The 23,741-nt window shown below is 69.5% G+C and carries 17 protein-coding genes and 1 pseudogene; 9 read left to right on the top strand and 9 right to left on the bottom strand.

Going from position 1 to position 23,741, the window contains the following annotated elements; all coding sequences use genetic code 11:
• Nucleotides 1-28: 28 nt before the first annotated feature.
• The gene (locus tag ACZ5U5_RS27200) at nucleotides 29-1,129 is read right to left on the bottom strand and encodes a metallophosphoesterase (RefSeq protein WP_469027100.1); all 1,101 of its coding nucleotides are present in this window, start codon (nucleotides 1,127-1,129) and stop codon (nucleotides 29-31) included.
• A 257-nt stretch (nucleotides 1,130-1,386) separates the two neighbouring features.
• Entirely contained in the window at nucleotides 1,387-2,508 is a 1,122-nt protein-coding gene (locus tag ACZ5U5_RS27195) for a LacI family DNA-binding transcriptional regulator (RefSeq protein WP_469026487.1), read from the bottom strand.
• 377 nt (nucleotides 2,509-2,885) lie between these two features.
• Here ACZ5U5_RS27195 and hisC point away from each other — a divergent pair, with 377 nt between their 5' ends.
• From hisC to ACZ5U5_RS27170, 5 genes are all read left to right on the top strand, one after another.
• On the top strand, nucleotides 2,886-3,965 hold the full coding sequence (hisC, locus tag ACZ5U5_RS27190) for a histidinol-phosphate transaminase (RefSeq protein WP_469026485.1): 1,080 nt from the start codon (nucleotides 2,886-2,888) through the stop codon (nucleotides 3,963-3,965).
• A 235-nt stretch (nucleotides 3,966-4,200) separates the two neighbouring features.
• Nucleotides 4,201-5,739, top strand: coding sequence for a cytochrome ubiquinol oxidase subunit I (locus ACZ5U5_RS27185; protein ID WP_469026483.1), 1,539 nt, complete (start codon nucleotides 4,201-4,203; stop codon nucleotides 5,737-5,739).
• A gap of 14 nt (nucleotides 5,740-5,753) precedes the next feature.
• Complete coding sequence (gene cydB / locus ACZ5U5_RS27180) at nucleotides 5,754-6,758, top strand: cytochrome d ubiquinol oxidase subunit II (RefSeq protein ID WP_469026480.1); 1,005 nt, start codon at nucleotides 5,754-5,756, stop codon at nucleotides 6,756-6,758.
• Between the two features lie 108 nt (nucleotides 6,759-6,866).
• Entirely contained in the window at nucleotides 6,867-10,424 is a 3,558-nt protein-coding gene (gene cydD / locus ACZ5U5_RS27175; RefSeq protein WP_469026477.1) for a thiol reductant ABC exporter subunit CydD, read from the top strand.
• A gap of 96 nt (nucleotides 10,425-10,520) precedes the next feature.
• Nucleotides 10,521-12,257, top strand: a complete 1,737-nt coding sequence (locus ACZ5U5_RS27170; protein ID WP_469026475.1) for a GAF domain-containing sensor histidine kinase — start codon at nucleotides 10,521-10,523, stop codon at nucleotides 12,255-12,257.
• Nucleotides 12,258-12,335: 78 nt separating this feature from the next.
• On the opposite strand, the gene ACZ5U5_RS27165 is transcribed toward ACZ5U5_RS27170, so the two are convergent.
• The 7 genes and pseudogenes from ACZ5U5_RS27165 to ACZ5U5_RS27135 all read right to left on the bottom strand — a co-directional run bounded on the left by ACZ5U5_RS27165 (nucleotide 12,336) and on the right by ACZ5U5_RS27135 (nucleotide 19,579).
• Nucleotides 12,336-13,223: a Cof-type HAD-IIB family hydrolase gene (locus ACZ5U5_RS27165; RefSeq protein ID WP_469026472.1), complete on the bottom strand. Its 888-nt coding sequence runs from the start codon at nucleotides 13,221-13,223 to the stop codon at nucleotides 12,336-12,338.
• 61 nt (nucleotides 13,224-13,284) lie between these two features.
• A pseudogene (locus tag ACZ5U5_RS27160) lies at nucleotides 13,285-14,209 on the bottom strand (LLM class flavin-dependent oxidoreductase).
• A gap of 72 nt (nucleotides 14,210-14,281) precedes the next feature.
• Nucleotides 14,282-14,860 (bottom strand): RNA 2'-phosphotransferase, encoded by a 579-nt coding sequence (locus ACZ5U5_RS27155; RefSeq protein WP_469026470.1) that lies wholly within the window; start codon nucleotides 14,858-14,860, stop codon nucleotides 14,282-14,284.
• Nucleotides 14,861-15,010: 150 nt separating this feature from the next.
• Nucleotides 15,011-15,994 carry a MerR family transcriptional regulator gene (locus ACZ5U5_RS27150; protein ID WP_469026468.1) on the bottom strand — a complete coding sequence of 328 codons (984 nt, stop codon included), beginning with the start codon at nucleotides 15,992-15,994 and terminating at the stop codon, nucleotides 15,011-15,013.
• Nucleotides 15,995-16,020: 26 nt separating this feature from the next.
• Nucleotides 16,021-16,953, bottom strand: a complete 933-nt coding sequence (locus ACZ5U5_RS27145) for a metal-dependent hydrolase (RefSeq protein WP_469026465.1) — start codon at nucleotides 16,951-16,953, stop codon at nucleotides 16,021-16,023.
• Nucleotides 16,950-18,731 carry an SDR family oxidoreductase gene (locus ACZ5U5_RS27140; protein WP_469026463.1) on the bottom strand — a complete coding sequence of 594 codons (1,782 nt, stop codon included), beginning with the start codon at nucleotides 18,729-18,731 and terminating at the stop codon, nucleotides 16,950-16,952. The genes ACZ5U5_RS27145 and ACZ5U5_RS27140 overlap by 4 nt, the downstream gene beginning before the upstream one ends.
• Complete coding sequence (locus ACZ5U5_RS27135; protein ID WP_469026460.1) at nucleotides 18,728-19,579, bottom strand: M24 family metallopeptidase; 852 nt, start codon at nucleotides 19,577-19,579, stop codon at nucleotides 18,728-18,730. Before ACZ5U5_RS27135 ends, ACZ5U5_RS27140 begins: the two co-directional genes overlap by 4 nt.
• A gap of 274 nt (nucleotides 19,580-19,853) precedes the next feature.
• On the opposite strand from ACZ5U5_RS27135, the gene ACZ5U5_RS27130 reads away from it, so the two are divergent.
• From ACZ5U5_RS27130 to ACZ5U5_RS27115, 4 genes are read left to right on the top strand one after another with little or no spacing between them, the layout of a single operon-like run.
• Nucleotides 19,854-20,855, top strand: a complete 1,002-nt coding sequence (locus tag ACZ5U5_RS27130) for an ABC transporter ATP-binding protein (protein ID WP_469027097.1) — start codon at nucleotides 19,854-19,856, stop codon at nucleotides 20,853-20,855.
• On the top strand, nucleotides 20,845-21,750 hold the full coding sequence (locus ACZ5U5_RS27125; RefSeq protein ID WP_469026457.1) for an ABC transporter permease: 906 nt from the start codon (nucleotides 20,845-20,847) through the stop codon (nucleotides 21,748-21,750). Before ACZ5U5_RS27130 ends, ACZ5U5_RS27125 begins: the two co-directional genes overlap by 11 nt.
• Nucleotides 21,747-22,658, top strand: a complete 912-nt coding sequence (locus ACZ5U5_RS27120; protein ID WP_469026454.1) for an ABC transporter ATP-binding protein — start codon at nucleotides 21,747-21,749, stop codon at nucleotides 22,656-22,658. Before ACZ5U5_RS27125 ends, ACZ5U5_RS27120 begins: the two co-directional genes overlap by 4 nt.
• An 11-nt stretch (nucleotides 22,659-22,669) precedes the next feature.
• Complete coding sequence (locus ACZ5U5_RS27115) at nucleotides 22,670-23,389, top strand: ABC transporter permease (RefSeq protein WP_469026451.1); 720 nt, start codon at nucleotides 22,670-22,672, stop codon at nucleotides 23,387-23,389.
• The last annotated feature ends 352 nt before the right edge of the window (nucleotides 23,390-23,741 follow it).

Below are 23,741 nucleotides of genomic sequence, written 5' to 3'. Positions count from 1 at the left end.
TGTAGTGGTGCGCCTGCCCGGCGAACGCTCAGTTATCCAGGGGCAGTTGGCAGACCAGCAGCTTTCCGGCCATGGTCACGCCGCCGTCCATGGCGATGGCCAGTCCGCCTGCGTAGATGTGTGGGCCCTCGATGACGGGACCGCCGCCGTCCGAGTCATCCTCGGAGCCGACATCGCCGAGCAGATACGGGATAGGGCTGTGGCCATGCACGATGCGGTGGCCGCCGTACATGTCGAGGAGTTCGCGTACGGCTGAGGGGCCCGACTCGTCGCGGAAGGCGAAGCGCTTGGTGAACTTCCGGAAGAGGTCCCAGCACTCGTCGGCGTCGTTGCGCGTGAGGGTCTCGCGGACCGTGTCGTTCACGGCCTCGATCGAGTCGCCGTAATCCAGATAGGCGGTTGTGTCGGAGTGCATCAGGAGGTGCCCGTCCTCCGACTCGATCGCGTCGAGGCGCGCCATCCACTGCAGATGGTGGTCCTCGAGGCGCTCCATGTCGGTCTTCTGGCCGCCGTTCAGGAGCCAGGCGGCCTGGAAGGTGGCCGTACCGGCGCCCGAGTTGACCGGGGTGTCGCCGAACCGCTTCGCGCCGAGCAGGAGCAACTCGTGGTTGCCCATGAGCGCCTTGCAGTAGCCGCCCGCGGCCGCCGCCTGGGCGGACAGGCGCATCACGAGGTCGATGACGCCGATGCCGTCCGGGCCGCGGTCGGTGAAGTCGCCGAGGAACCACAGGCGCGCGTTGCCCGCGGACCAGTCGCCTTCGGCGTCGATGAGGCCCTGCTCCTGGAGCGCCGCGAGCAGCTCGTCCAGATAGCCGTGCACGTCGCCCACCACGAACAGCGGGCCGTGTTCGTCGGACGCCGGCGCCTGCGGAGGCTCGGGCATGGCCTGCACCTCCACTTGCACGGTGTCTGTGCGGTTGATGACCGGCAGGTCGCGCTGGGTTGGGGTGTAACCGTCATCCAGCGATCCGGGGGCCTCCCCGGGGGCGCCCGGAACGGCCACGCCCGCCGGGTCCCCCTGGACCGGACCGGTCTCGTGGACGTACGCCGGAACGCGGAAGTCGCGCAACGTCGCCGTCCGCACATCGGGTCCCTGACCGGCCCCCTGAGTCATCGACCCCTCCACCACCATTGCGCCGCATCTGCACCGAGATCGGACTGCCTGGTCGCAGCGGCCCGCGGTGTCGTCCGCCCATCATAGGAATGCGGCTCGCGCTGTGTGGTGCACCAGGGGTGGTGAATCAGTGCTGAACCCCGGTTCACCGAGGTTTTCTCCCGAATTGGGTGGGGGTTTCCCCCCAAGCCACGGCCGAGATGCGCCAGGCAGTGCTGGTTGACGGCCGGACGACGGCCGATTGACGGGGTTCTCCCCGCGGGGCGGCCCGCTCAACCGGGTCCCGGTGAGCGGGGTGGGCTGACCGTCGTACGCGGTGGACGTCGCTCGGACGAGGTGCGCACGATCAGCTCCGTCGGTATCACCTGCTCGACGGGCCGGCCCGAATCCAGACCTTCGATGGCGTCGATGAGGAGTTGGACGACGGCTGTGCCGATGCGCCGGGGTTTGAGCGAGAGCGTGGTGATGGGCGGTTCGGTGGTGGCGTAGACGGTGGACTCGCTGCAGCACACGAGCAGCAGGTCGTCCGGGACACGCAGTCCGTACCGGCGGGCGGCCGCGAGGAGATCGGTGCCGTTCGGGTCGAAGAGGCCGTACACGGCGTCGGGACGGTCGGGCCGGGCGAGCAGCCGGTCGGCCGCGACCGCGCCGGCACACGGGTCGTGGGCCGGGTAGGACTCGTAGACCGGGTCCTGGCCGACGCGCTCGCACCAGCGCAGATAGGCGGTGGTGGACAGATGGGTGTAGGTGTCCGTGGTGGTCCCGGTGAGCAGCCCGATGCGGCGCGCTCCGGACGCCGCGAGGTGGTCGAGGATCTCAAGGACCGCCGCTTCGTGGTCGTTGTCGACCCAGGCGGTGACCGGGAGGGACCCGGCAGGACGTCCGTCGGACACGACGGGTAGGCCCTGGCGCACCAGTTCGCTGACGACGGGGTCGTGGTCGGACGGATCGACGACGACGGTGCCGTCGAGCGCGACGTTCGACCACACGTCGACCGGGCTGCGCCGGGAGGTGGCGGGAAGGATGACAAGGGCGTAGCCGCGGGCCAGCGCGGCCGAGGTCGCGGCTCTGGCCATCTCCGCGAAGTACGCGAATTCGGTGAAGGTGAAAGGTTCATCCCCGTAGGTCGTCACAGTCAGGCCGATGAGGCCCGACTTGCCGGTACGGAGCGTTCGGGCCGCCGCGGAAGGGCGATAGCCCAGCCGTTCGGCGACCTCGCGGACATGGCGTCGGGTGGCGTCCGGGAGCCGGCCCTTGCCGTTGAGAGCATCGGAGACAGTCGTGATGGAGACACCGGCTGCTGCGGCGACGTCTCTGATGCCCGCTCGGCTCTGCCGGTTGCCCCGGCGGGCGGTCTCCGCTCGGCTCACCTGGTGGTTCCCTGCTGCTGTCATGGCGAGCCGATAGTAGGGCTCATGAGGGTGGGTAGTGCGGACGCATATTCACTCGTTGACAGGCACGTTTCTGCATGATCAAAGTTGGGCAACGGCCTTGGATTGCATGGGAGTTGGGCCTCCTTGAGGTGGACGGTCCCTTGTCGCTGCGCACAGGCCTGCCAAATGAGCGATGTCTCGAAGAGGTCTCAACTCACCTTCACGGGTGATGCGCGCCACGGAGTGAGCCACGGGCGCGCGCTGGAGAAGGGAGCGCTCCCCCCTCGTTGCGCGCCCGGAGGAGCGGATACCGCTGACCCATTCGCACCAGAGCTGAATCCTCATAAGGTGAGGAGTATTGAAGTCAGGGTGTTCAGGTGTTCAAGAGGAGGACTGCGGTGAGCGAGACGAGCCCGAGGCTGCGTGCCGAGCTGGAGGGTATCCCCACGTACAAGCCGGGGAAGCCCGCCGCGGCCGATGGCCCGGTGGCCTACAAGCTGTCCTCGAACGAGAACCCCTACCCGCCCCTGCCGGGCGTCATGGAGAGCGCGCTGGCCGCCGCGGGCGCGTTCAACCGCTACCCCGACATGGCGTGCACGAGCCTGATGAGCGAGCTCGCCGAGCGCTTCGGGGTGCCGGTGTCCCATGTGGCGACGGGGACCGGTTCCGTCGGTGTCGCGCAGCAACTGATCCAGGCCACCTCCGGTCCGGGGGACGAGGTCATCTACGCCTGGCGGTCCTTCGAGGCGTACCCGATCATCACGCAGGTGAGCGGGGCCACGTCGGTCAAGGTGCCGCTGACGCCGGGGGACGTCCACGACCTGGACGCGATGGCCGACGCCATCACCGACCGGACGCGGCTGATCTTCGTCTGCAACCCGAACAACCCGACCGGCACCGTGGTCCGCAGGGCCGAGCTGGAACGATTCCTCGACCGGGTGCCGAGCGATGTCCTTGTCGTCCTCGACGAGGCCTACCGCGAGTTCATCCGCGACCCCGAGGTGCCGGACGGCGTCGAGATCTACCGCGAGCGTCCGAATGTCGCCGTGCTGCGTACGTTCTCCAAGGCGTACGGCCTCGCGGGGCTGCGCGTCGGCTTCGCCATCGCCCATGAGCCGGTGGCGGCCGCCCTGCGCAAGACGGCGGTGCCCTTCGGGGTGAGCCAGCTCGCGCAGGACGCGGCGGTGGCCTCGCTGCGGGCCGAGGACGAGCTGATGGGCCGCGTCGGCTCGCTGGTCGGCGAGCGCACGCGGGTGGTCGAGACGCTGCGGGGGCAGGGCTGGACGGTGCCCGAGACGCAGGCGAACTTCGTGTGGCTGCGGCTCGGGGAGCGTACGGCCGACTTCGCGGCGGCGTGCGAGAAGGCCGGCGTGGTGGTGCGGCCGTTCGCGGGCGAGGGGATGCGGGCCACGATCGGGGAGACCGAGGCCAACGACATCTTCCTGCAGGCAGCGGAGGCGTTCCGCAAGGAGCTCTAGCCTCCAGATCTAGTGGAAGAGAAGGCCCCGGGGCGTGTGCTCCCCGGGGCCTTCTCGCGTTCCCCCGAGCGAGGGTCCCCGAGTAAGGGGGACCCCCCTTACCAGGCCGATAAGCAGTACGTCATAATTGCTTGTGAATGTGAACGCGTTCACAAGCGTGTCCCGGTTCCTCCGAAGATCAGAGGGATTTAAGGGGCAAACCGCCGAGTGATCACGGCCGTAAGGAGAAGTCGACGTGGACCTGGCTCTGGCGCCGGAGACCCTGGCGCGATGGCAGTTCGGCATCACCACCGTCTACCACTTCCTGTTCGTCCCGCTGACGATCTCTCTGGCCGCCCTCACGGCGATCCTGGAGACGGCCTGGGTGCGTACGGGCAAGGAGCACTACCTCAGGGCGACCAAGTTCTGGGGAAAGCTGTTCCTGATCAACATCGCGATGGGCGTCGTCACCGGCATCGTCCAGGAGTTCCAGTTCGGCATGAACTGGTCCGACTACTCGCGCTTCGTCGGTGACGTCTTCGGGGCGCCGCTCGCCTTCGAGGCCCTGATCGCCTTCTTCTTCGAGTCGACCTTCATCGGTCTGTGGATCTTCGGCTGGGACAAGCTCCCGAAGAAGCTGCACTGCGCCACGATCTGGATCGTCTCCGCCGGGACCATCGCGTCGGCGTACTTCATCATCGCCGCCAACGCCTTTATGCAGCACCCGGTCGGTTACAAGATCGCGGAGCGGGACGGCACCAAGCGCGCGGAGCTCACCGACTTCGCGAAGGTGCTCTTCCAGGAGACGGCGCTGGTCAACTTCTTCCACGTCATATCGGCGGCCATCCTCGTCGGCGGCGCCTTCATGACCGGCATCGCGATCTTCCACCTCCGTAAGAAGCAGCACATTCGCACCATGCGGATGTCGATGCGGCTCGGACTGGTCACCGCGTTCGTCGGCACGCTGCTCACCGTGGTCAGCGCCGACACCCTCGGCAAGGTCATGTACGAGCAGCAGCCGATGAAGATGTCGGCCGCCGAGGCGCTGTGGGAGTCGGAGAAGCCGGCGCCGTTCTCGCTCTTCGCGTACGGCGATGTCTCCGAGGGCCACAACAAGGTCGCCATCGAGGTCCCGGGGGTGCTGTCCTTCCTCGCCAAGAACAACTTCAGCGCCGAGATTCCCGGCATCAACGACCTCAACCGGGAGGCGCAGGAGAAGTACGGTCCCGGCGACTACCGGCCCAACATCCCCACCGCCTACTGGTCCTACCGCTGGATGATCGGCTTCGGCGGGGTCTCGATGGCCCTGTGCACCGCCGGGCTGTGGCTCACACGGAAGAAGTTCTGGCTCGCTCCGGAGCACCGTACGGGCGCGGACGACGTGCCGAAGCTGATGCTCACCAAGAACAGGGAGCTGACGCCCAAGCTCGGCAACTGGTGGTGGCGGCTCTCCCAGTGGACGCTGATCTTCCCCCTCATCGGCACGGCCTGGGGCTGGATCTTCACCGAGACCGGGCGGCAGCCCTGGGTGGTCTACGGCGTCCTGAAGACCCAGGACGCGGTCTCGCCGGGGGTCTCGCAGGGTGAGGTGATCACCTCGCTGGTCGTGTTCACCGGGATCTACGCGATCCTCGCGGTGATCGAGGTGAAGCTGCTGCTCAAGTACATCAAGGCGGGTCCGCCCGAGCTCACCGAGGCCGACCTCAACCCGCCCACCAAGATCGGCGGCCCCGGACCGGGATCGGGTTCCGATGACGACGCCGACGCCGACCGGCCCATGGCCTTCTCGTACTGAGGGAGTTGATCGACATGGAACTTCACGACGTCTGGTTCGTGCTGATCGCAGTCCTGTGGATCGGCTACTTCTTCCTGGAGGGCTTCGACTTCGGGATCGGCATCCTCACCAAGCTCCTCGCCCGTGACCGGACCGAGAAGCGGGTCCTGATCAACACCATCGGTCCCGTCTGGGACGGCAACGAGGTGTGGCTGCTCACGGCGGGCGGCGCGACCTTCGCCGCCTTCCCCGAGTGGTACGCGACGCTCTTCTCGGGCTTCTACCTGCCGCTTCTGATCATCCTGCTCTGCCTGATCGTGCGGGGCGTCGCCTTCGAGTACCGGGCGAAGCGGCCCGAGGAGAAGTGGCAGCGCAACTGGGAGCAGGCCATCTTCTGGACCTCGCTGATCCCGGCGGTGATGTGGGGCGTGGCCTTCGCCAACATCACGCGCGGCGTGAAGATCGATGCCCACAAGGAGTACGTGGGCAACTTCTGGGACCTGCTGAACCCGTACGGCATCCTGGGTGGCCTGGTCACCTTGACGCTGTTCACCTTCCACGGCGCGGTCTTCGCCTCGCTCAAGACGGTGGGGGACATCCGGATGCGGGCGCGGAAGCTGGCGTTCGGGCTCGGCCTGGTGACCGCTGTCCTGGCGCTCGGATTCCTGCTCTGGACGCAGGCGGACAACGGCAACGGCAAGAGCCTGGTCGCGATGGCCGTGGCCGTGGTCGCGCTGGTCGGTGCCATCGGGGCGATCAAGATGGGGCGCGAGGGCTGGTCGTTCGCGCTTTCGGGCATCACGATCGCGGCCGCCGTGGCGATGCTCTTCCTGACGCTCTTCCCGAACGTCATGCCGTCGTCGCTGAACGAGGAGTGGAACCTCACGGTCACCAATGCCTCGTCGAGCCCCTACACCCTGAAGATCATGACCTGGTGCGCGGGCATCGCGACGCCGATCGTGCTGCTCTACCAGTCGTGGACCTACTGGGTGTTCCGCAAGCGGATCGGCACGCAGCACATCGCGGATGCCGCGCACTGAGTGCTTGTTCCTTGATCCCTTTTCCTGATCCCTGAGTTCTTCGGCAGTCTCTTCCGGCCCTTGAGCTCCTCGGCAGTCTCTTCCGGTCCCTCGGAGGGTGTGTTTCACGTGAAACCAATCGACCCGCGTCTGCTCCGGTACGCCCGCGCCACCCGGTTCTTCCTGGCCGCGGTGGTGGTCCTCGGCGTCGCCGGGGCGGGCCTGGTCGTCGCCCAGGCGATGCTCATCGCCGAGATCGTGGTCGGGGCCTTCCAGAAGGGGCTCGCCCTCGGTGACCTGCGGACGCCGATCGTCCTGCTCGTGGTCGTCGCGGTCGGGCGGGCGTTCGTCGCCTGGCTGACCGAACTCGCCGCTCACCGGGCGAGCGCCGCGGTGAAGTCGGAGTTGCGGGGGCGGCTGCTCGACCGGGCGGGGCAGTTGGGTCCCGGCTGGCTGAGCAGCCAGCGGACGGGTTCGCTGGTGTCGCTGGCGACGCGAGGCGTGGACGCACTCGACGACTACTTCTCGCGTTATCTGCCGCAGTTGGGGCTCGCGGTGGTGGTTCCGGTGGCGGTGCTCGCGCGGATCGTCACCGAGGACTGGGTGTCGGCGGCGATCATCGTCGTGACGCTGCCGCTCATCCCGGTCTTCATGATCCTGATCGGCATGGCGACCCAGAACCGGATGGACCGTCAGTGGCGGCTCCTCTCGCGCCTGTCGGGCCACTTCCTGGACGTGGTGGCGGGACTGCCGACCCTGAAGGTGTTCGGGCGCGCGAAGGCCCAGGCCGAGTCGATCCGGCAGATTACGGGCGAGTACCGGCAGGCGACGATGCGTACGCTGCGCATCGCCTTCCTGTCGTCCTTCGCGCTCGAACTCCTCGCGACGCTGTCGGTGGCGCTGGTCGCCGTGACCATCGGGATGCGGCTCGTCCACGGCGACATGGATCTGTACGTGGGTCTGGTCATCCTGATCCTCGCGCCCGAGGCCTATCTGCCGCTGCGCCAGGTCGGGGCGCAGTACCACGCGGCGGCGGAGGGGCTCTCCGCCGCCGAGGAGATCTTCGAGGTTCTGGAGGCTCCCGTACGGGTCGCGGGGCAAGCCGCAGCGCCTGCGGGGACGCTGAGCGTGGAAGGCGTGACGGTCCGGTATCCGGGGCGGTCCTCTGACGCCGTCTCCGGGGTGTCGTTCGCGGTGGAGCCCGGCGAGACCGTGGCTCTGGTCGGGCCCAGCGGCGTGGGCAAGTCGACGCTGCTCGACACGATCCTCGGGTTCGTCGAGCCTGCCGAGGGCCGGGTGTGCGTCGGGGGCGTCGACCTGGCCGAGGTGGCGCCGGAGCGGTGGCGGGAGCGGATCGCCTGGGTCCCGCAGCGACCGCACCTGTACGCCGGGTCCGTCGCGGAGAACGTACGCCTTGCGCGGCCGGACGCGGACGACGCCTCCGTGCGGGACGCGTTGGAGTCGGCGGGGGCATGGGAGTTCGTGTCCGCGCTGCCGGGTGGCGTGGAGACGCAGCTCGGGGAGGACGGCGCGGGTCTGTCCGCCGGGCAGCGGCAGCGCCTGGCCCTGGCGCGGGCGTTCCTGGCCGACCGCCCTGTGGTCCTGCTGGATGAGCCGACGGCCGCCCTGGACGGGGAGACCGAGGCCGGGGTCGTCGAGGCGGTGCGGCGGCTGGCCGTGGGGCGGACCGTGCTGCTCGTCGTGCACCGGCCGGCGTTGCTGGCGGTGGCGGGCCGGGTCGTACGGCTTGGCGCTTCCCGGCAGCGTGGGCTGGACGGGGCGGCGCTTTCGCGGGCTGCGGTGGACGCGGGGGTGGGCGACGGGGCCTTGGGGCACCTGGAGTCGTCCTTGGGGCGCCCGGAGACGCAGGCCGCCCCGGGGGACGCGTACGAGGGCCCCCTGCCGAAGAGTTCGTACGAGAGCCCCCGGCAGAAGGGCGACGTCCTTGCCCGGGTGCGGGGTGCCGCGCAGGCACGCAAGGGCAAGCTCGTGCTCGCCCTGCTTCTGGGCGCCCTGGCGATCGGCAGCTCCGTGGGGCTGATGGCCACCTCGGGGTACCTGATCAGCAGGGCGTCGGAGCAGCCGCCGGTGATGTACCTGATGATCGCCGTGACGGCGACCCGCGCCTTCGGCATGGGCCGTGCCGTCTTCCGTTACGCGGAGCGCCTCGTCTCGCACGACGCCGTCCTGCGCATGCTGGCCGACACCCGCGTGGCCGTCTACCGGCGCCTTGAGCGCCTCGCCCCGGCCGGGCTCAGGAAGACCCGCCGCGGCGACCTGCTCTCCCGCCTGGTCGCCGACGTGGACGCCCTGCAGGACTACTGGCTGCGCTGGCTCCTGCCCGCGTCGGCCGCCGCGGTGGTGGGCGCCGGAGCGGTCGGCTTCACCGCCTGGCTGCTGCCCGAGGCCGGCGCTGTCCTCGCCGCCGGTCTGCTCCTCGCCGGGGTGGGCGTACCGCTGCTCTCCGGAGCCGTCGCCCGCCGGGCGGAGCGCAAGCTCGCCCCCGCCCGCGGGGCGCTGGCCACCCGCGTGGCCGATCTCCTCACCGGTACCGCCGAGTTGACGGTCGCGGGCGCACTGACCCGGCGCACGGCCAAGGCGAAGGAGGCCGACGCCGAGCTGACCCGGATCGCGTCACGGACCGCCACGGCCACCGCGCTCGGCGACGGGCTCGGCGCGCTCGCCACCGGACTCACCGTGACCGCCGCCGCCGTGGTCGGAGTACAGGCGCTGCACGACGGACGGCTCAGCGGCGTAGCGCTCGCCGTGGTCATCCTCACCCCGCTCGCCGCCTTCGAGGCCGTCCTGGGGCTGCCGCTCGCCGTGCAGTACCGCCAGCGCGTCAGGAAGAGCGCCGAGCGCGTCTATGAGGTCCTCGACGCACCCGAACCCGTACCCGAGCCCGCCGTGCCCGCACAGCGCCCGCAGACGCCCTTCCCGCTCCGCGTCGAGGGACTGTACGCCCGGTACGAGGGGCAGGGTCGGGACGCGCTCGCGGGCGTCGGCCTGACCCTGGAGCGCGGGCGGCGTGTCGCGGTGGTCGGCCCCTCGGGTTCCGGCAAGACGACGCTCGCCCAGGTGCTGCTGCGGTTCCTGGGGGCGAGCGAAGGCACGTACAGCCTGGGCGGCACGGACGCGGCCTCCCTCGACGGCGACACCGTGCGTGAACTCGTCGGGCTGTGCGCGCAGGACGCGCACATCTTCGACAGCTCCGTACGCGAGAACCTGCTCATCGCGCGGAAGGGTGCCACCGACGACGAACTGCGTGGCGCCCTCGCGCGGGCCCGGCTGCGGGAGTGGACCGACTCGCTCCCGGCGGGGCTCGACACCCTGGTCGGCGAGCACGGGGCCCGTCTCTCCGGAGGCCAGCGCCAGCGCATCGCCCTGGCCCGCGCGCTGCTCGCGGACTTCCCCGTCCTCGTCCTCGACGAGCCGGCCGAACATCTCGACCTGCCGACCGCCGACGCCCTCACCGACGACCTCCTCGCCGCCACCGAGGGCCGTACGACGCTGCTCATCACGCACCGGCTCGCCGGGCTCGACGCGGTGGACGAGGTGATCGTCCTGGACGCGGGTCAGGTGGTGCAGCGCGGTGCGTACGCGGACCTCGTCCTTGTGGACGGGCCGCTGCGGCGCATGCTGGAACGGGAGCGGGCGGCCGATCTGCTGATGACGGCGGCTGGATAGGGAGCGGGGCGAGGGGGCCTGCGCCAAACCGCGTGTGACCAGTTCGGGGCACGCCCCGACTTTCCTCGCCAAATAGGACTAACTACTCTCAAAGGCATGTCAGCGCCCTCGGCCTCCGCCGCCTCTCCGCAACCCGACGGCTCATCGGACGCCATAGAGGCCGCGAAGAAGGCGACCCGCAGCCTGCAGGGGCTCTCCCCCGAGCTCACCGCGCGCGTGCCGCAGCTCCTGGAGGCGATGCGTTCCGTCGGCGCCGGGCTCGAACTGCACACCACGCTCGACCGCATCTGCGAGACGGCGGCCGAGCTCGCGGACGCCCACTACGCGGCGATCGGCGTCGTCTCGGAAGACGGCAAGGGGCTCTCCGACTTCGTCCACGTCGGGATCGGCGAGGAGACGGCCGAGCGGATCGGGCGGTTGCCCGACGGGCACAAGGGCATCCTCGGCGCCCTCATCCACCAGCCGGAGACCCTGCGTCTCGCTGACCTCTCCGCCGACCCGCGCTCGTGCGGCTTCCCGGCCCACCACCCGCCCATGCGGACCTTCCTCGGTGTCCCCATCCGCGTCCAGGGCGAGATCTTCGGCAACCTCTACCTGACCGAGAAGCGTGGCGGCGCCGACTTCAACGAGTACGACGTGCACATGGTCCGCGTCCTCGCGACGGAGGCGGGCATCGCCATCGGCAACGCCCGCCTCTACGAAGCCGCCATGCAGCGCGAACGCTGGATCGACGGCTCCGTGGCGGTCACCACGGCGCTGCTCTCGGGCAGCGACGCGGAGGAGTCGCTCGCCGTCGTGGCCGAACAGGCCCGCCATCTCGCCGACTCGGCAGCCGGGATCGTGCTCCTGCCCGACGAGGAGGGCGGCATGGAGATCGTCGCCGTCTCCTCGGACGAACCCTCCGGAATGCTCGGCGTGATCGTTCCCCCGGAGAGCCGCATCATCACCGATCTGCTCGCCGGGGACTCCGTGTTCATCGACGACGCGGCCACGGACCCGCGCGTCATGACCGACCTGGCCCGCGGCTACGGACCCGTCATGATGCTGCCGCTGCAGAGCGACGGCCGCGTCATGGGGACGCTCGTCACGCCACGCGCGCGTGGCGCCCGGCCGTTCAGCGAGACCGAGCGGACCCTCGCCACCCAGTTCGCCTCGCAGGCCGCGCTCGCTCTGATGATGGCCGAGGCGCAGCGCGACCGTGAGCGGCTCGCGGTGTACGAGGACCGCGACCGGATCGCGCGGGACCTGCACGACCTCGTGATCCAGCGCCTGTTCGCCACCGGGATGATGCTGGAGAGCGCGCAGCGCAGGTCCGTCGTGCCCGAGGTGCAGACGGGTGTGGGCAAGGCCGTCGACGAGCTGGACGTGACGATCCAGGAGATCCGGACGGCGATCTTCGCCTTGCAGCAGGGGCCGGCCGAGGCTCCTTCGGGGCTGCGGACGCGGGTCCTTCGCGAGATCAACATGGCTGCCGTGCCGCTGGGCTTCAAGCCCTCGCACCACTTCGTCGGACCCGTCGACACCGTCGTCGGCGAGCTCACCGGGAAGAACCTCATCGCGGCCCTGCGCGAGGCGCTGTCCAACGCGTTCCGGCACGCGCGGGCCGACCGCATCGACGTCGTCGTCGACGCGACGGTGCTCCTGCCCGACGGGCAGCAGGGCGTACGCCTGACCGTCTCGGACGACGGGGTCGGCATCGCGGAGGGCGGCCGGCGCAGCGGCCTGAAGAACCTCAAGAGGCGCGCGGAGTCGCTCGGCGGGGACAGTTGGTACGGGCCCGGCATCGGCGAGAACGGCGGGGGCACGGCCGTGGTGTGGCAGGCGCCTTACTAGGAGGGGGCCCGTCGTGTTACTAGGAGGGGTCCCGTCGTCCGTCGTGGGTTACCAGGAGGGGTCCCGTCGTGGGTCTCGCTACAGGTCCTGCTGTTCGCGCAGGATCCGTTCGATGACGACCGCGACGCCGTCCTCGTTGTTGGCGACCGTGCGGCCCGAAGCGGCGGCGAGCACGTCCGGGTGGGCGTTGCCCATCGCGAACGACGTGCCCGCCCAGGTGAGCATCTCGATGTCGTTCGGCATGTCCCCGAAGGCGACGACCTCCGCGGGCGTGATGCCGCGCTCGGCGCAGCACAGCTCCAGCGTGCTGGCCTTGGACACTCCCGGGCCGCTGATCTCGAGCAGGGCGCTCGGGCTCGACCGGGTGATCTCCACCTGGCCGCGCACGGCCTCGCGGGCCACGACAAGGAAGTCGTCGGGCGCGAGCTCGGGGTGGAAGGCGAGCACCTTCAGGATGGGCTGGGTCGCGTTCTCGGAGTCCTCGGCGAGCAGCTTCTCCGCGGGGGCGATGCTCTCGCCGGGCTCCAGGTGCAGGGGCGGGTACGTCGGCTCGTGGTGCAGTCCGCCGGTCCGCTCGACCGCGAAGGACGTGCCGGGGGCCGCCGCGCGCAGCAGCCGGACGACGTCGAGCGCGTCCTCGCGCCGCAGCTCCCGCACCTTCACGAAGCGATGGCCGCCCGACCCGTCGTGCAGGTCGACCACGGCTGCGCCGTTGCCGCAGATGGCGAGGCCGTGGCCGTGCACGTGAGCGCTGACGACGTCCATCCAGCGTGCCGGGCGGCCGGTCACGAAGAAGACCTCGATCCCGGCCCGCTCGGCGGCGGCGAGTGCGGCGACGGTGCGGTCGGACACGGACTTGTCGTCACGAAGGAGGGTGCCGTCCAGGTCCGTGGCGATCAGCCGGGCCTTGGGCCGGTGGGGGGCGGGGACGGCCGGGGTCTTGGGCCGTGGGGTAGCTGAGGTCACGCCATCGATTGTCCCGCACTTGCGTGCACGGGCGTGCGCTGGGGCGCACATCTGAGTGCCTTTATGCCTCTGCTGTGCTGCCGCCCAGCTGCACCAGTGCCTCCGTGGCGATCCGTTCGAAGATCTTCTCGTCGGCTGCGAAAGCCGTTCCCGGCAGCGGCCAGTGCAGCACGATCTCGTTGAAGCCCAGCTCAGCGTGGTTGCCGGCGAAGTCGACGAAGGCGTCGAAGGAGTCGAGGGGACGGTCCGGGGTGAACCCGGTGAGCAGGATCTTGTCGAGCTCGGCGACGTCCCGGCCGATCGCGTCGCAGGCGGCGGCCAGCTTGTCGGCCTGTCCGCGGATGGCTCGAAGTGATTGCTCCGGGGTGCCGTTCTCGAAGAGTTTCGGGTCGCCCGTGGTCACCCAGGCCTGTCCGTGACGCGCGGCGAGCTTCAGGCCGCGCGGTCCGGTGGCGGCGACCGCGAAGGGCAGCCGGGGACGCTGGACGCAGCCCGGGATGTTGCGCACCTCGGATGCGGAGTAGTACTCGCCTTCGTACGAGACGACGTCCTCGGTGAGAAGGCGGTCGAGCAGCGGCAGGAACTCGCCGAAGTGATCGGCCCGTGCGCGCGGGGTCCAGGGCTCCTCGCCCGCCTTGAGCAGCGCGGTGGCGTCGAAGCCGTTGCCGCCCGCGCCGATGCCGAGGGTGATCCGGCCGTCGGACACGTCGTCCAGTGTGATCAGGTCCTTGGCGAGGGTCACCGGGTGCCGGAAGTTCGGCGAGGTGACCAGGGTGCCGAGGCGCAGATGGTCGGTGGCGGCCGCGGCGGCGGTCAGGGTCGGCACCGCGCCGAACCAGGGCCCGTCACGGAAGGTCCGCCAGGAGAGGTGGTCGTAGGTGTACGCGGTGTGGAACCCCAGCTCCTCCGCCCGCTGCCAGCGCTCCTTGCCCCCCCTCGTGCCAGCGGCGGACGGGCAGGATCACGGTGCTCAGACGCAAACTCATGGATCAGAGCGTATGCCCCTGGAAACCGCGCCCTCGCAGCTCACTCCGGTCGAGCCGGTGTGTGGGGGTAGGTCAGTGGGCGGCCGGGAAGCGGATATATGCGGTGGGCACGGCGGCGGTGAGCCAGACGCCGTTGGCGCTGACCTGGAAGACGTGCCCGTCGCGGTGCATCGCGCCTGTGTCGACGGAGAGAACGACCGGCCGTCCGCGACGGGCCCCGACGCGGGTGGCGGTCTCGCGGTCGGGTGACAGGTGCACGGCGTGACGGTTCATGGGCCGCAGGCCCTCGGCGCGGATCGCGGCGATGTTGTGGACCACCGTGCCGTGGAAGAGATAGGTGGGCGGGGTCGCCGGAGGCAGCTTCAGGTCGACGTCGACGGAGTGGCCCTGACTGGCGCGGATCCGGCTGCCCTCCACGGCGAAGCGCTGTTTGTCGTTCACGGCCACCACGTGCTCGAGCTCGGCACGGGTGAAGCGGAATCCGTGGGCGGCGGCTGCCGCGACAAGGGCGTCGATCTCCACCCAGCCGTTCTCGTCGAGCGTGAGACCGATTCTCTCCGGCTGATGGCGCAGGTGTTTGGAAAGGTATTTCGACACCTTCACGGTGCGCCGCTCGTCCGCCGCGTCGGCGGAGGGGGCTTCTCTATTCATCCGTTCAGCCTCGCTCCGAACCGTTCTCCCCGCACTTGATTTTCGTCCACCGACTCTTCATCCACCACTTTTCGTCCACAGGTTTGATCCACAACCAAGTCCGGTTATCCACAGGCTAATTGGCGATTCTGTGGACAACGCGCGCTCAAATTAGGCCTTTTGCTCAACAATGCGCGCATTGTTCTGGCTTGTCGCTAGCGCATCCAATGTCCTGGCCTGCACTTCTCGTTCAGCCGCCGCGGTGACGAAGGCCGCCGCGTTCTCCCGCCCAACCAGCGCCTCCACGGCCTGCATTGTTGCCGCGGGTAGCGCCACCGGGAGCGGCCCATTCGTACGGTCGGCCGGATGCCCCGCGGCGAGGTGGTGCTGCAGATGACGCGTCGCGAACAGGCGCATGGCCCGCGCCAGTTCGGCGTCCACCGACTGCTGGGCCAGCGGCCTCAGGCGCCGGACGAGAGCGGCCGCCTCCGCCGCGTCCGCCTCGCTCGGCGGATGCTGACCGAGATAGCGCGCGAATACATGCTCGGTGGTGAACTCCAGGAAACGGGCGGCTATGTGCTCGACCTGCCCCCTCAACTCCCGTAGATGGCCCGAGATCGCGGACAGTGGAACCCCGGCAGCATGCAACTCCACCGCAACCGCGAGTTCTTGAGGGCTCGGCACCAGGAATTCGTCGTCCCGCCCGGAAACGGGCTCAAGCACTCCGAGGGCGATCGCGTCGGCCACCGCGGCCTCGTCCGGCTCTCCGCCGAACGCCGCGTCCAGCTCCGCCCGGGTCATCCGGTCGGCCTTCTCGTCCGTCCACGGGCCGCCGACCTCGGCTACCAGGCCCAGGACGCCACCGAGCCCCCGGCCCGCGTCCCAGGCCTCGAGCAGCTCCTTGATGGAGGCCAGGGTGTAACCCCTGTCGAGCAGGTCGGCGATCTGTCTCAACCGGGCCAGATGCGTGTCGCCGTACACGTTGGCCCGGCCGCGCCGCTCGGGCCGGGGGAGCAGGCCGCGGTCCTGGTAGGCGCGGATCGTGCGGACCGTGGCGCCGCTGTGGTGCGCCAGGTCCTCGATGCGGTACTCCGCCGGCCTGTGCCCGGTGCCGTGAGCCACGAGTCCCTGCCCGGCGTCCGACTGCTCGTCCACGCTCCCCGCCTCCGTAAACCCTCGTGCTAGGCGATGGCCGCTCGGCCGACCGCAGCGGCCGCGGCCCGCGCCGCGGGTGACTCCGCCAGGTAGTCGACGGCCTTGCGCAGCGAGCCTTCCTGCGAGGGATGGTACGACCGCCGCAGGTAGCGGGGTATGGCCGTGCCGATCTCCCGCCACGTGGGCAGAAGGCCCTTCCTGACGGCCTTGTTGTGCCCGGCCAGGGAGTAGCGGAGGCGCCCCGCGAGCTGGGGGTCCCGGCGCATCAGATAGGCGGTGCCCCAGATCCACAGGTACAACATCACGGGCGCCGTGACCGTCATGCCCGCGATGCGGCGGGCATAGCGGGGCAGACCCTCGCCCCCGCAGTGCTGGTACATGTCGAAGGCGACCGAGCGGTGCTCGACCTCCTCCGCGCCGTGCCAGCGCAGCAGGTCGAGCATGACCTCGTCGGCGTCCGCGCGGTCCAGACCCTCGGCGTGCAGCACCCAGTTCCCCAGGACCGCCGTGAACTGCTCGATCGCCGCGACGACCGCGAGGCGGAACCGCAGCCACTCCTGCGTCGGTATCAGAGCGCCCAACGGCGGCCTCTCGCCGAGGAGTTTCTCGAAGAGGAAGTCGACGTACTTGGTGAACGCGGCGGTGTCGAGCCGCTGCGCCGCCAGGTGGTCGAGCACATGCGCGTGCTGCACGCTGTGCGTGGCCTCCTGGCCCATGAACCCCTTGACGTCCTTCAGGAGCACCGGATCGGTGACCAGGGGCAGGCCTTCCTTGAAGACCTTCACGAACCACCGCTCTCCCGCGGGGAGAAGCAGATGCAGCACGTTGATCACGTGGCTGGCGGTGGGCTCGTCCGGTATCCAGTGCAGCGGGGTCCGCTCCCAGTCGAACGAGACCCGGCGCGGAACGATCGTGTAGTGCTCCTCGGTGTTCGTGCCGGTGCTCTTCTCCGTGCTCACAGCGGCGGCTCCAATCGGGCTATCGCGCGCAGGGCCTTGGGCGTGAAGCGGGACATGAGGTGGGCGCCACGGGCCTCCGGGGTGACCGGTACCACGGCCTGGTTCTTGACGACCGCGCGCAGGATCGCGTCCGCGACCTTCTCCGGCGGGTAGTTCCGCAGGCCGTACAGGCGCGACGTCTTCTTCTGCCGGCGCTTCTCCTCCTCGGCGTCGACGCCGGCGAAATGCGTGGTCGCCGTGATGTTCGTGTTCACGAAGCCCGGGCATATCGCGGAGACCCCGATGCCCTGGCCCGCCAGCTCCGCGCGCAGGCACTCGCTGAGCATCAGGACCGCGGCCTTGGAGGTGCTGTAGGCGGGCAGGGCCTTGGACGGCTGATACGCCGCCACGGACGCGGTGTTGACGATGTGGCCGCCCTGACCGCGCTCGGCCATCTGCTTGCCGAAGAGCCGGCAGCCGTGGATCACGCCCCACAGATTGACGTCGAGGACCTTCTTCCAGTCCTCGGCGCTCGTGTCGAGGAACGAGCCGGAGAGCCCGATCCCGGCGTTGTTCACCAGGACGTCGACGATGCCGTACTCCCTGGCGACCTTCTCGGCGAGCTTCTCCATGGCCTGCTCGTCGGTGACGTCGACCGTCTCGCCCCAGGCCTCGGGGGCACCGATCAGACGCGACATCTCCGCCGTGCGGGAGGCGCTCTCCGCGTCCCGGTCGACGGCCACGACGCGTGCGCCCGCCTCGGCGAACGCGAAGGCGGTGGCGCGGCCGATGCCGCTGCCCGCCCCTGTGACCAGGACCAGCTGGCCGCCGAAGCGATCGGCGTGCTTGCCCGTGGCCACGCTGTCGTTCGTGGGCACGCCGTCCTCCTTCGACGTGACGAAATCGGTGATCCAGGCGGCCAGTTGGTCCGGGCGCGTGCGGGGCACCCAGTGCTTGGCCGGAATGCTGCGGCGCACCAACTCCGGTGCCCAGAACTCCAGCTCGTCGTAGAGCCGCTCGGACAGGAAGATGTCGCCTGACGGCGTGATGAGCTGGACGGGGGCGTGCGCGTACGCATCGGCGCGGGGCCTGCGCATCCGGGCGCGGACGTTGTCGCGGTAGAGCCATGCTCCGTGCGCGGCGTCCGACCGCAGCGACGACGTCGGGTAGTCACCCGCGGGTACCTTCTCCATGCGCTGGAGGATCTTCGGCCACTGCTTGCCGAGCGGCCCGCGCCAGGCGAGCTCGGGGAGCACCGGCGTGTGCAGCATGTACACGTACCAGGACTTGGCGCCCTGGCCGAGGAGCTGGCCGACCTTGCGGGGTGTGGGCCGGGTCATCCGCTTCTTGATCCAGTGCCCGAAGTGGTCGAGCGAGGGTCCCGACATCGAGGTGAAGGACGCGATGCGCCCCTCGGTGCGCTTGACCGTGACGAACTCCCAGGCCTGCACCGAACCCCAGTCGTGACCGACCAGATGCACCGGCTTGTCCGGGCTCACCGCGTCGGCGACGGCCACGAAGTCATCGGTCAGCTTCTCCAGCGTGAAACCGCCGCGCAGCGGCTGCGGAGCCGTCGACCTGCCGTGGCCACGTACGTCGTACAGCACGACGTGGAAGCGGTCGGCGAGGCGCTCGGCCACCTCCGACCAGACCTCCTTGGAGTCCGGATAGCCGTGCACGAGCAGCACCGTGGGCTGCGTCGCATCGCCGAGCTCGGCGACGCACAGCTCCACCCCGCCCGTGCGCACCCAGCGCTCGCGAGCGCCCTTGATCCCCTTGGTGATTCCTCCCGTGGTCATGCGGCGGCCCTCTCCTCAGCCCAGCGCCGCACATGCGGCAGATCGTCGTCCAGCCAGAACGCGCTCTGCTCGGGGTCCTTGGAGTCGGTGACGACCAGGATCTCCTCGAACTTCGCGCCCGTACCCCTGAATCCGAGGTGCGGTTCGACCGCCCATAGCCCCTTCTGGGGCGGGTGGTCGGAGAATTTGTACGGCGACCAGAGCGGCGACCAGCCGTCCCGGTGGCCGTGGATCGCGTCGCTCGCGAGGCCCTTCAGGGACTGCGTGCCGAAGCCGAAGACGTTCGGCGAGAGCCGGCGCTCCTTGACCCGGTCGACCTTGTGCGCGATGACGCCGAAGGGATACGCGCGATGACGGTTGGCATAGCCCTGGCGCACCATGAGCCGGTCCACGTCCTCGTAGATCTCGCGCAGCGGGCGGCGCTCACGGACCTCGCGCAGGAGGAGCTCGCGGTGTGCTTCCAGGTCGGCGAGCAGCTTGTCGTGCACGGGGTTGAGACCGAGGCAGCCCGAGTAGCCGATGTCCGCCGTATATCCCTTGTAGACCGGAGCCATGTCGAGGATGAAGGGCATCCCCGGCTCCAGGCGGCGGTTGGTGGGGAAGAACTGCAGCGGTATCCGGAAGTTCACGAACGCCGTGCGGTCCCCGAACCAGGCGAAAGGCAGGTGGAACCAGTCGCGCACACCCCGCTCACGCAGCCAGTCACGCTGCATCCGAGCCGCCTCGCGCTCGGTCACCCCCGGCCTGAGCTGAGCCGCGACCGCCTCCGCGCATTCATACGCGAGGGTCTGCACTTCCCTGAACCCCCGCAGCTCCGCGGAGAGTTCACCTGCCACTGCTGAGGTCATGCCACCGTCCGTCCGTGTCCGTCATCGCCATACGCGTGTCCGGTCCATCGCAGTACGCGTCCGTAACTTGACACTGATGAATGTGACAATGCTCGGCGGCTACGTCAATAGCTGCGCACGAGCCGGGCCCGACTCCAGGGCCGACTGCGGGACATCCCCCAGGGGTCGACCTCAGGAGGACCCTTACGGGCCCGTAATACCGGAGAGTGAGGCGAGGACAAGACCCTGGTCTGACGCCCGATGTGGCCTGCGCCACTACCTTCGAATCGTGACTGTGATCGCGACCGAAAGCCTGAGCAAGCGGTTCCCGAGGGTGACCGCGCTTGACCGGCTCTCCATGGATATCGGACCCGGTGTGACCGGACTCGTCGGAGCCAACGGAGCCGGCAAGTCCACACTGATCAAGATCCTGCTGGGTCTTTCCCCCGCCACGGAGGGCACCGCCGCCGTGCTCGGCCTCGACGTCACCACCAGTGGCGGCCAGATCCGTGAGCGCGTCGGCTATATGCCCGAGCACGACTGTCTGCCACCGGACGTCTCGGCCACCGAGTTCGTCGTCCACATGGCGCGCATGTCGGGGCTGCCTCCCACGGCCGCCCGCGAGCGCACCGCGGACACGCTGCGGCACGTCGGTCTGTACGAGGAGCGCTACCGCCCCATCGGGGGTTACTCAACGGGCATGAAACAGCGCGTGAAGCTCGCGCAGGCCCTCGTCCACGACCCCGACCTGGTCTTCCTGGACGAACCGACCAATGGCCTCGACCCCGTGGGCCGCGACGAGATGCTCGACCTCATCCGCCGCGTCCACACGGACTTCGGCATCTCCGTCCTGGTCACCTCGCACCTGCTCGGCGAACTGGAGCGCACCTGTGACCACGTCGTCGTCATCGACGGCGGCAAGCTCCTGCGCTCCAGCTCCACCACCGACTTCACCCAGACCACCACGACGCTGGCCGTCGAGGTGACGGACACCGACGAACACCCCGACGGCACCAAGGTGTTCCGCGACGCACTGCAGGGCCGGGGGGTGGCCACCCACGAGGGAAGCGGCCTGCCCGGCGCCGGGCACACCGTGCTGCTCGAAGCGACCGGCGACGAGACGTACGACCTGATCCGCGACCTCGTCGCGGACCTCGGCCTCGGCCTGGTCCGGATGGAACAGCGCAGGCACCACATCGCCGAGGTCTTCCAGTCCGAACAAACCAAACGAACCGAGCAACCCGAGCAGTCCGAGCAGACAGATGCGCGAAAGGAGGCGGTCCGCCATGGCGGTTGAGCAGCCCCCGGCACACGCCGGTGAACAGACCCAGATCCACAACATCGGCTATCGCAAGTACGACGGCCCGCGCCTGGGCCGCGCCTACGCCCGACGCTCGCTCTTCTCACAGAGCCTGCGCGGGGCGTACGGACTCGGCCGCTCGGCCAAGTCCAAGGTTCTCCCCATGATCCTCTTCGCGGTGATGTGCGTCCCCGCCGCGATCATGGTGGCGGTCGCCGTGACCACCAAGGCGAACGACCTGCCCGTCGAATACACCCGATACGCGATTCTGCTGCAGGCCGTCGTCAGCCTCTACCTCGCCGCCCAGGCCCCCCAGACGGTCTCCCGCGACCTGCGCTTCAAGACCGTCCCCCTCTACTTCTCCCGCCCCATCGAGCACAGCGACTACGTACGCGCCAAGTTCGCGGCGATGGCCTCGGCCCTTTTCATCCTCACGGCCGCACCGCTGCTCGTCCTCTACGTGGGGTCGCTGCTCGCCAAGCTCGACTTCGCCGACCAGACCAAGGGCTTCGGCCAGGGGCTCGTCTCCGTGGCACTCCTCTCGCTCCTCTTCTCCGGCATCGCCCTCGTCGTCTCGGCCGTCACACCCCGCCGCGGCTTCGGGATCGCCGCCGTCATCGCCGTACTGACCATCAGCTACGGAGCGGTGTCCACGGTCCAGATCATCGCCTACGAACAGGGCAGCATCGACGCCCTGCCCTGGCTCGGCCTCTTCTCGCCGATCACGCTCATCGACGGCGTACAGTCCGCCTTCCTCGGCGCGACCTCCGCCTTCCCCGCAGGGGAAGGCCCCTCGTCCGGCACGGGCGCGGTCTACGTGATCGTCGTCCTCGCCCTCATCGCGGGCTGCTACGGCGCACTGCTGCGCCGCTACCGAAAGGTCGGGCTGTGAGCACGATCAACATCGACCACACCAGCCGCTGGTTCGGCAACGTGGTGGCGGTAAACGACATCACGATGAACGTGGGCCCGGGCGTCACCGGCCTCCTCGGTCCGAACGGCGCGGGGAAGTCCACCCTCATCAACATGATGGGCGGATTCCTCGCCCCCTCCACCGGCAGCGTCACCCTCGACGCCAAGCCGATCTGGCGCAACGAACAGATCTACAAGGACATCGGCATCGTCCCCGAGCGCGAGGGGATGTACGACTTCCTCACCGGACGGGAATTCGTCGTCGCCAACGCCGAGTTGCACGGCCTGGACGAGCGGGCCGCGCACAAGGCCCTCGCCACGGTCGAGATGGAGTACGCGCAGGACCGCAAGATCTCGACGTACAGCAAGGGCATGCGCCAGCGCGTGAAGATGGCGTCCGCCCTCGTCCACGAACCCTCCGTGCTCCTGCTCGACGAGCCGTTCAACGGCATGGACCCCCGCCAGCGCATGCAGCTGATGGACCTGTTGCGGCGCATGGGGGACGAGGGCCGAACGGTCCTGTTCTCCTCGCACATCCTCGAAGAGGTCGAGCAACTGGCCTCGCACATCGAGGTGATCGTGGCCGGCCGCCACGCGGCGAGCGGTGACTTCCGCAAGATCCGGCGTCTGATGATCGACCGTCCCCACCGCTACCTCGTGCGTTCCAGCGACGACCGCGCCCTGGCCGCCGCCCTGATCGCGGACCCGTCGACGGCGGGAATCGAAGTCGACCTCAAGGAAGGCGCCCTGCGCATCCAAGCCATCGACTTCGGGCGCTTCACCGCCCTGTTGCCACGCATCGCCCGCGATCACGACATCCGGCTCCTCACGGTCTCGCCCTCGGACGAGTCCCTCGAGTCGGTCTTCTCCTACCTCGTCGCGGCCTGAAGGGAGCCATCGTGTACGACCCCACTGTCGCCCGGCTCACCTACCGGGCCCTGCTCGGTCGCCGCCGGGCCTTGATCCTCTTCTCCCTGCCCGTCCTGCTGATCGTCATCGCCGCCGCGGTCCGCGGTTTCAGCGGCGCCGACGACCAGGTCGCCTCCGACCTCCTCGGCGGCTTCGCGCTCGCCACGATGGTGCCGATCATCGGCGTCATCGCGGGCACCGGAGCCATCGGCCCGGAGATCGACGACGGCTCCGTCGTCTATCTCCTCTCCAAGCCGATCAAGCGGCCCACGATCATCATCACCAAGCTCACCGTCGCCATCGCCGTGACCATGGCCTTCTCCGCGGTTCCGACCTTCATCGCGGGCATGATCCTGAACGGCAACGGCCAGCAGATCGCTGTGGCGTACACGATCGCCGCCCTGGTCGCCTCCATCGCGTACGCCGCGCTCTTCCTGCTCCTGGGCACCATCACCCGGCACGCGGTCGTCTTCGGGCTCGTCTACGCCCTCGTGTGGGAGACCCTCTTCGGGTCGCTGGTCGCTGGTGCACGCACGCTCAGCGTCCAGCAGTGGTCGCTCGCCGTCGCCCAGAAGACGGCGGGCGGCGACCTGGTCACCTCGGACGTCGGACTGCCGGTCGCCACGGTGCTCCTTGTCGGCGTCACGGTCCTCGCCACCTGGTACGCCGGGCAGAAGCTGCGGTCGCTGACGCTGGCCGGGGAGGAGTGATTAATTGGGTGGCGGGCACATCAGGGCGCGGGCACAGTAGTTGTGTCACCGCGCCACGACCCTGGCGCCCGCTTACCGGGAGAGGAGCCGACGTGTTGTTCATCAGTCCGTCGAGTTCCCGGCAGGGCAGCCCGCGGCAGGCTTCGGAGTAGTCACTCGCTCCGTAGAGCCCCGCCCACGGGGGAGCTGTCCGGGGCGGCCGCTTCGAGCGCGCACTTCGCTGCGCGGGCCGCCCACCCGACCACGCAGTGGGGGGGGGGGGGGGGGGGGGGGGGGGGGGGGGGAAGGGGGGGGGGGGGGGGGAGGGGGGGGGGAGGGGGGGAGGGGGGGGGGGAGGGGGAGGGAGAAATGC

Source organism: Streptomyces sp. NPDC033177, assembly GCF_055577715.1.
The sequence above is the reverse complement of the archived record's forward strand: the minus strand, read 5'-3'. Positions and strand labels throughout refer to the sequence as shown.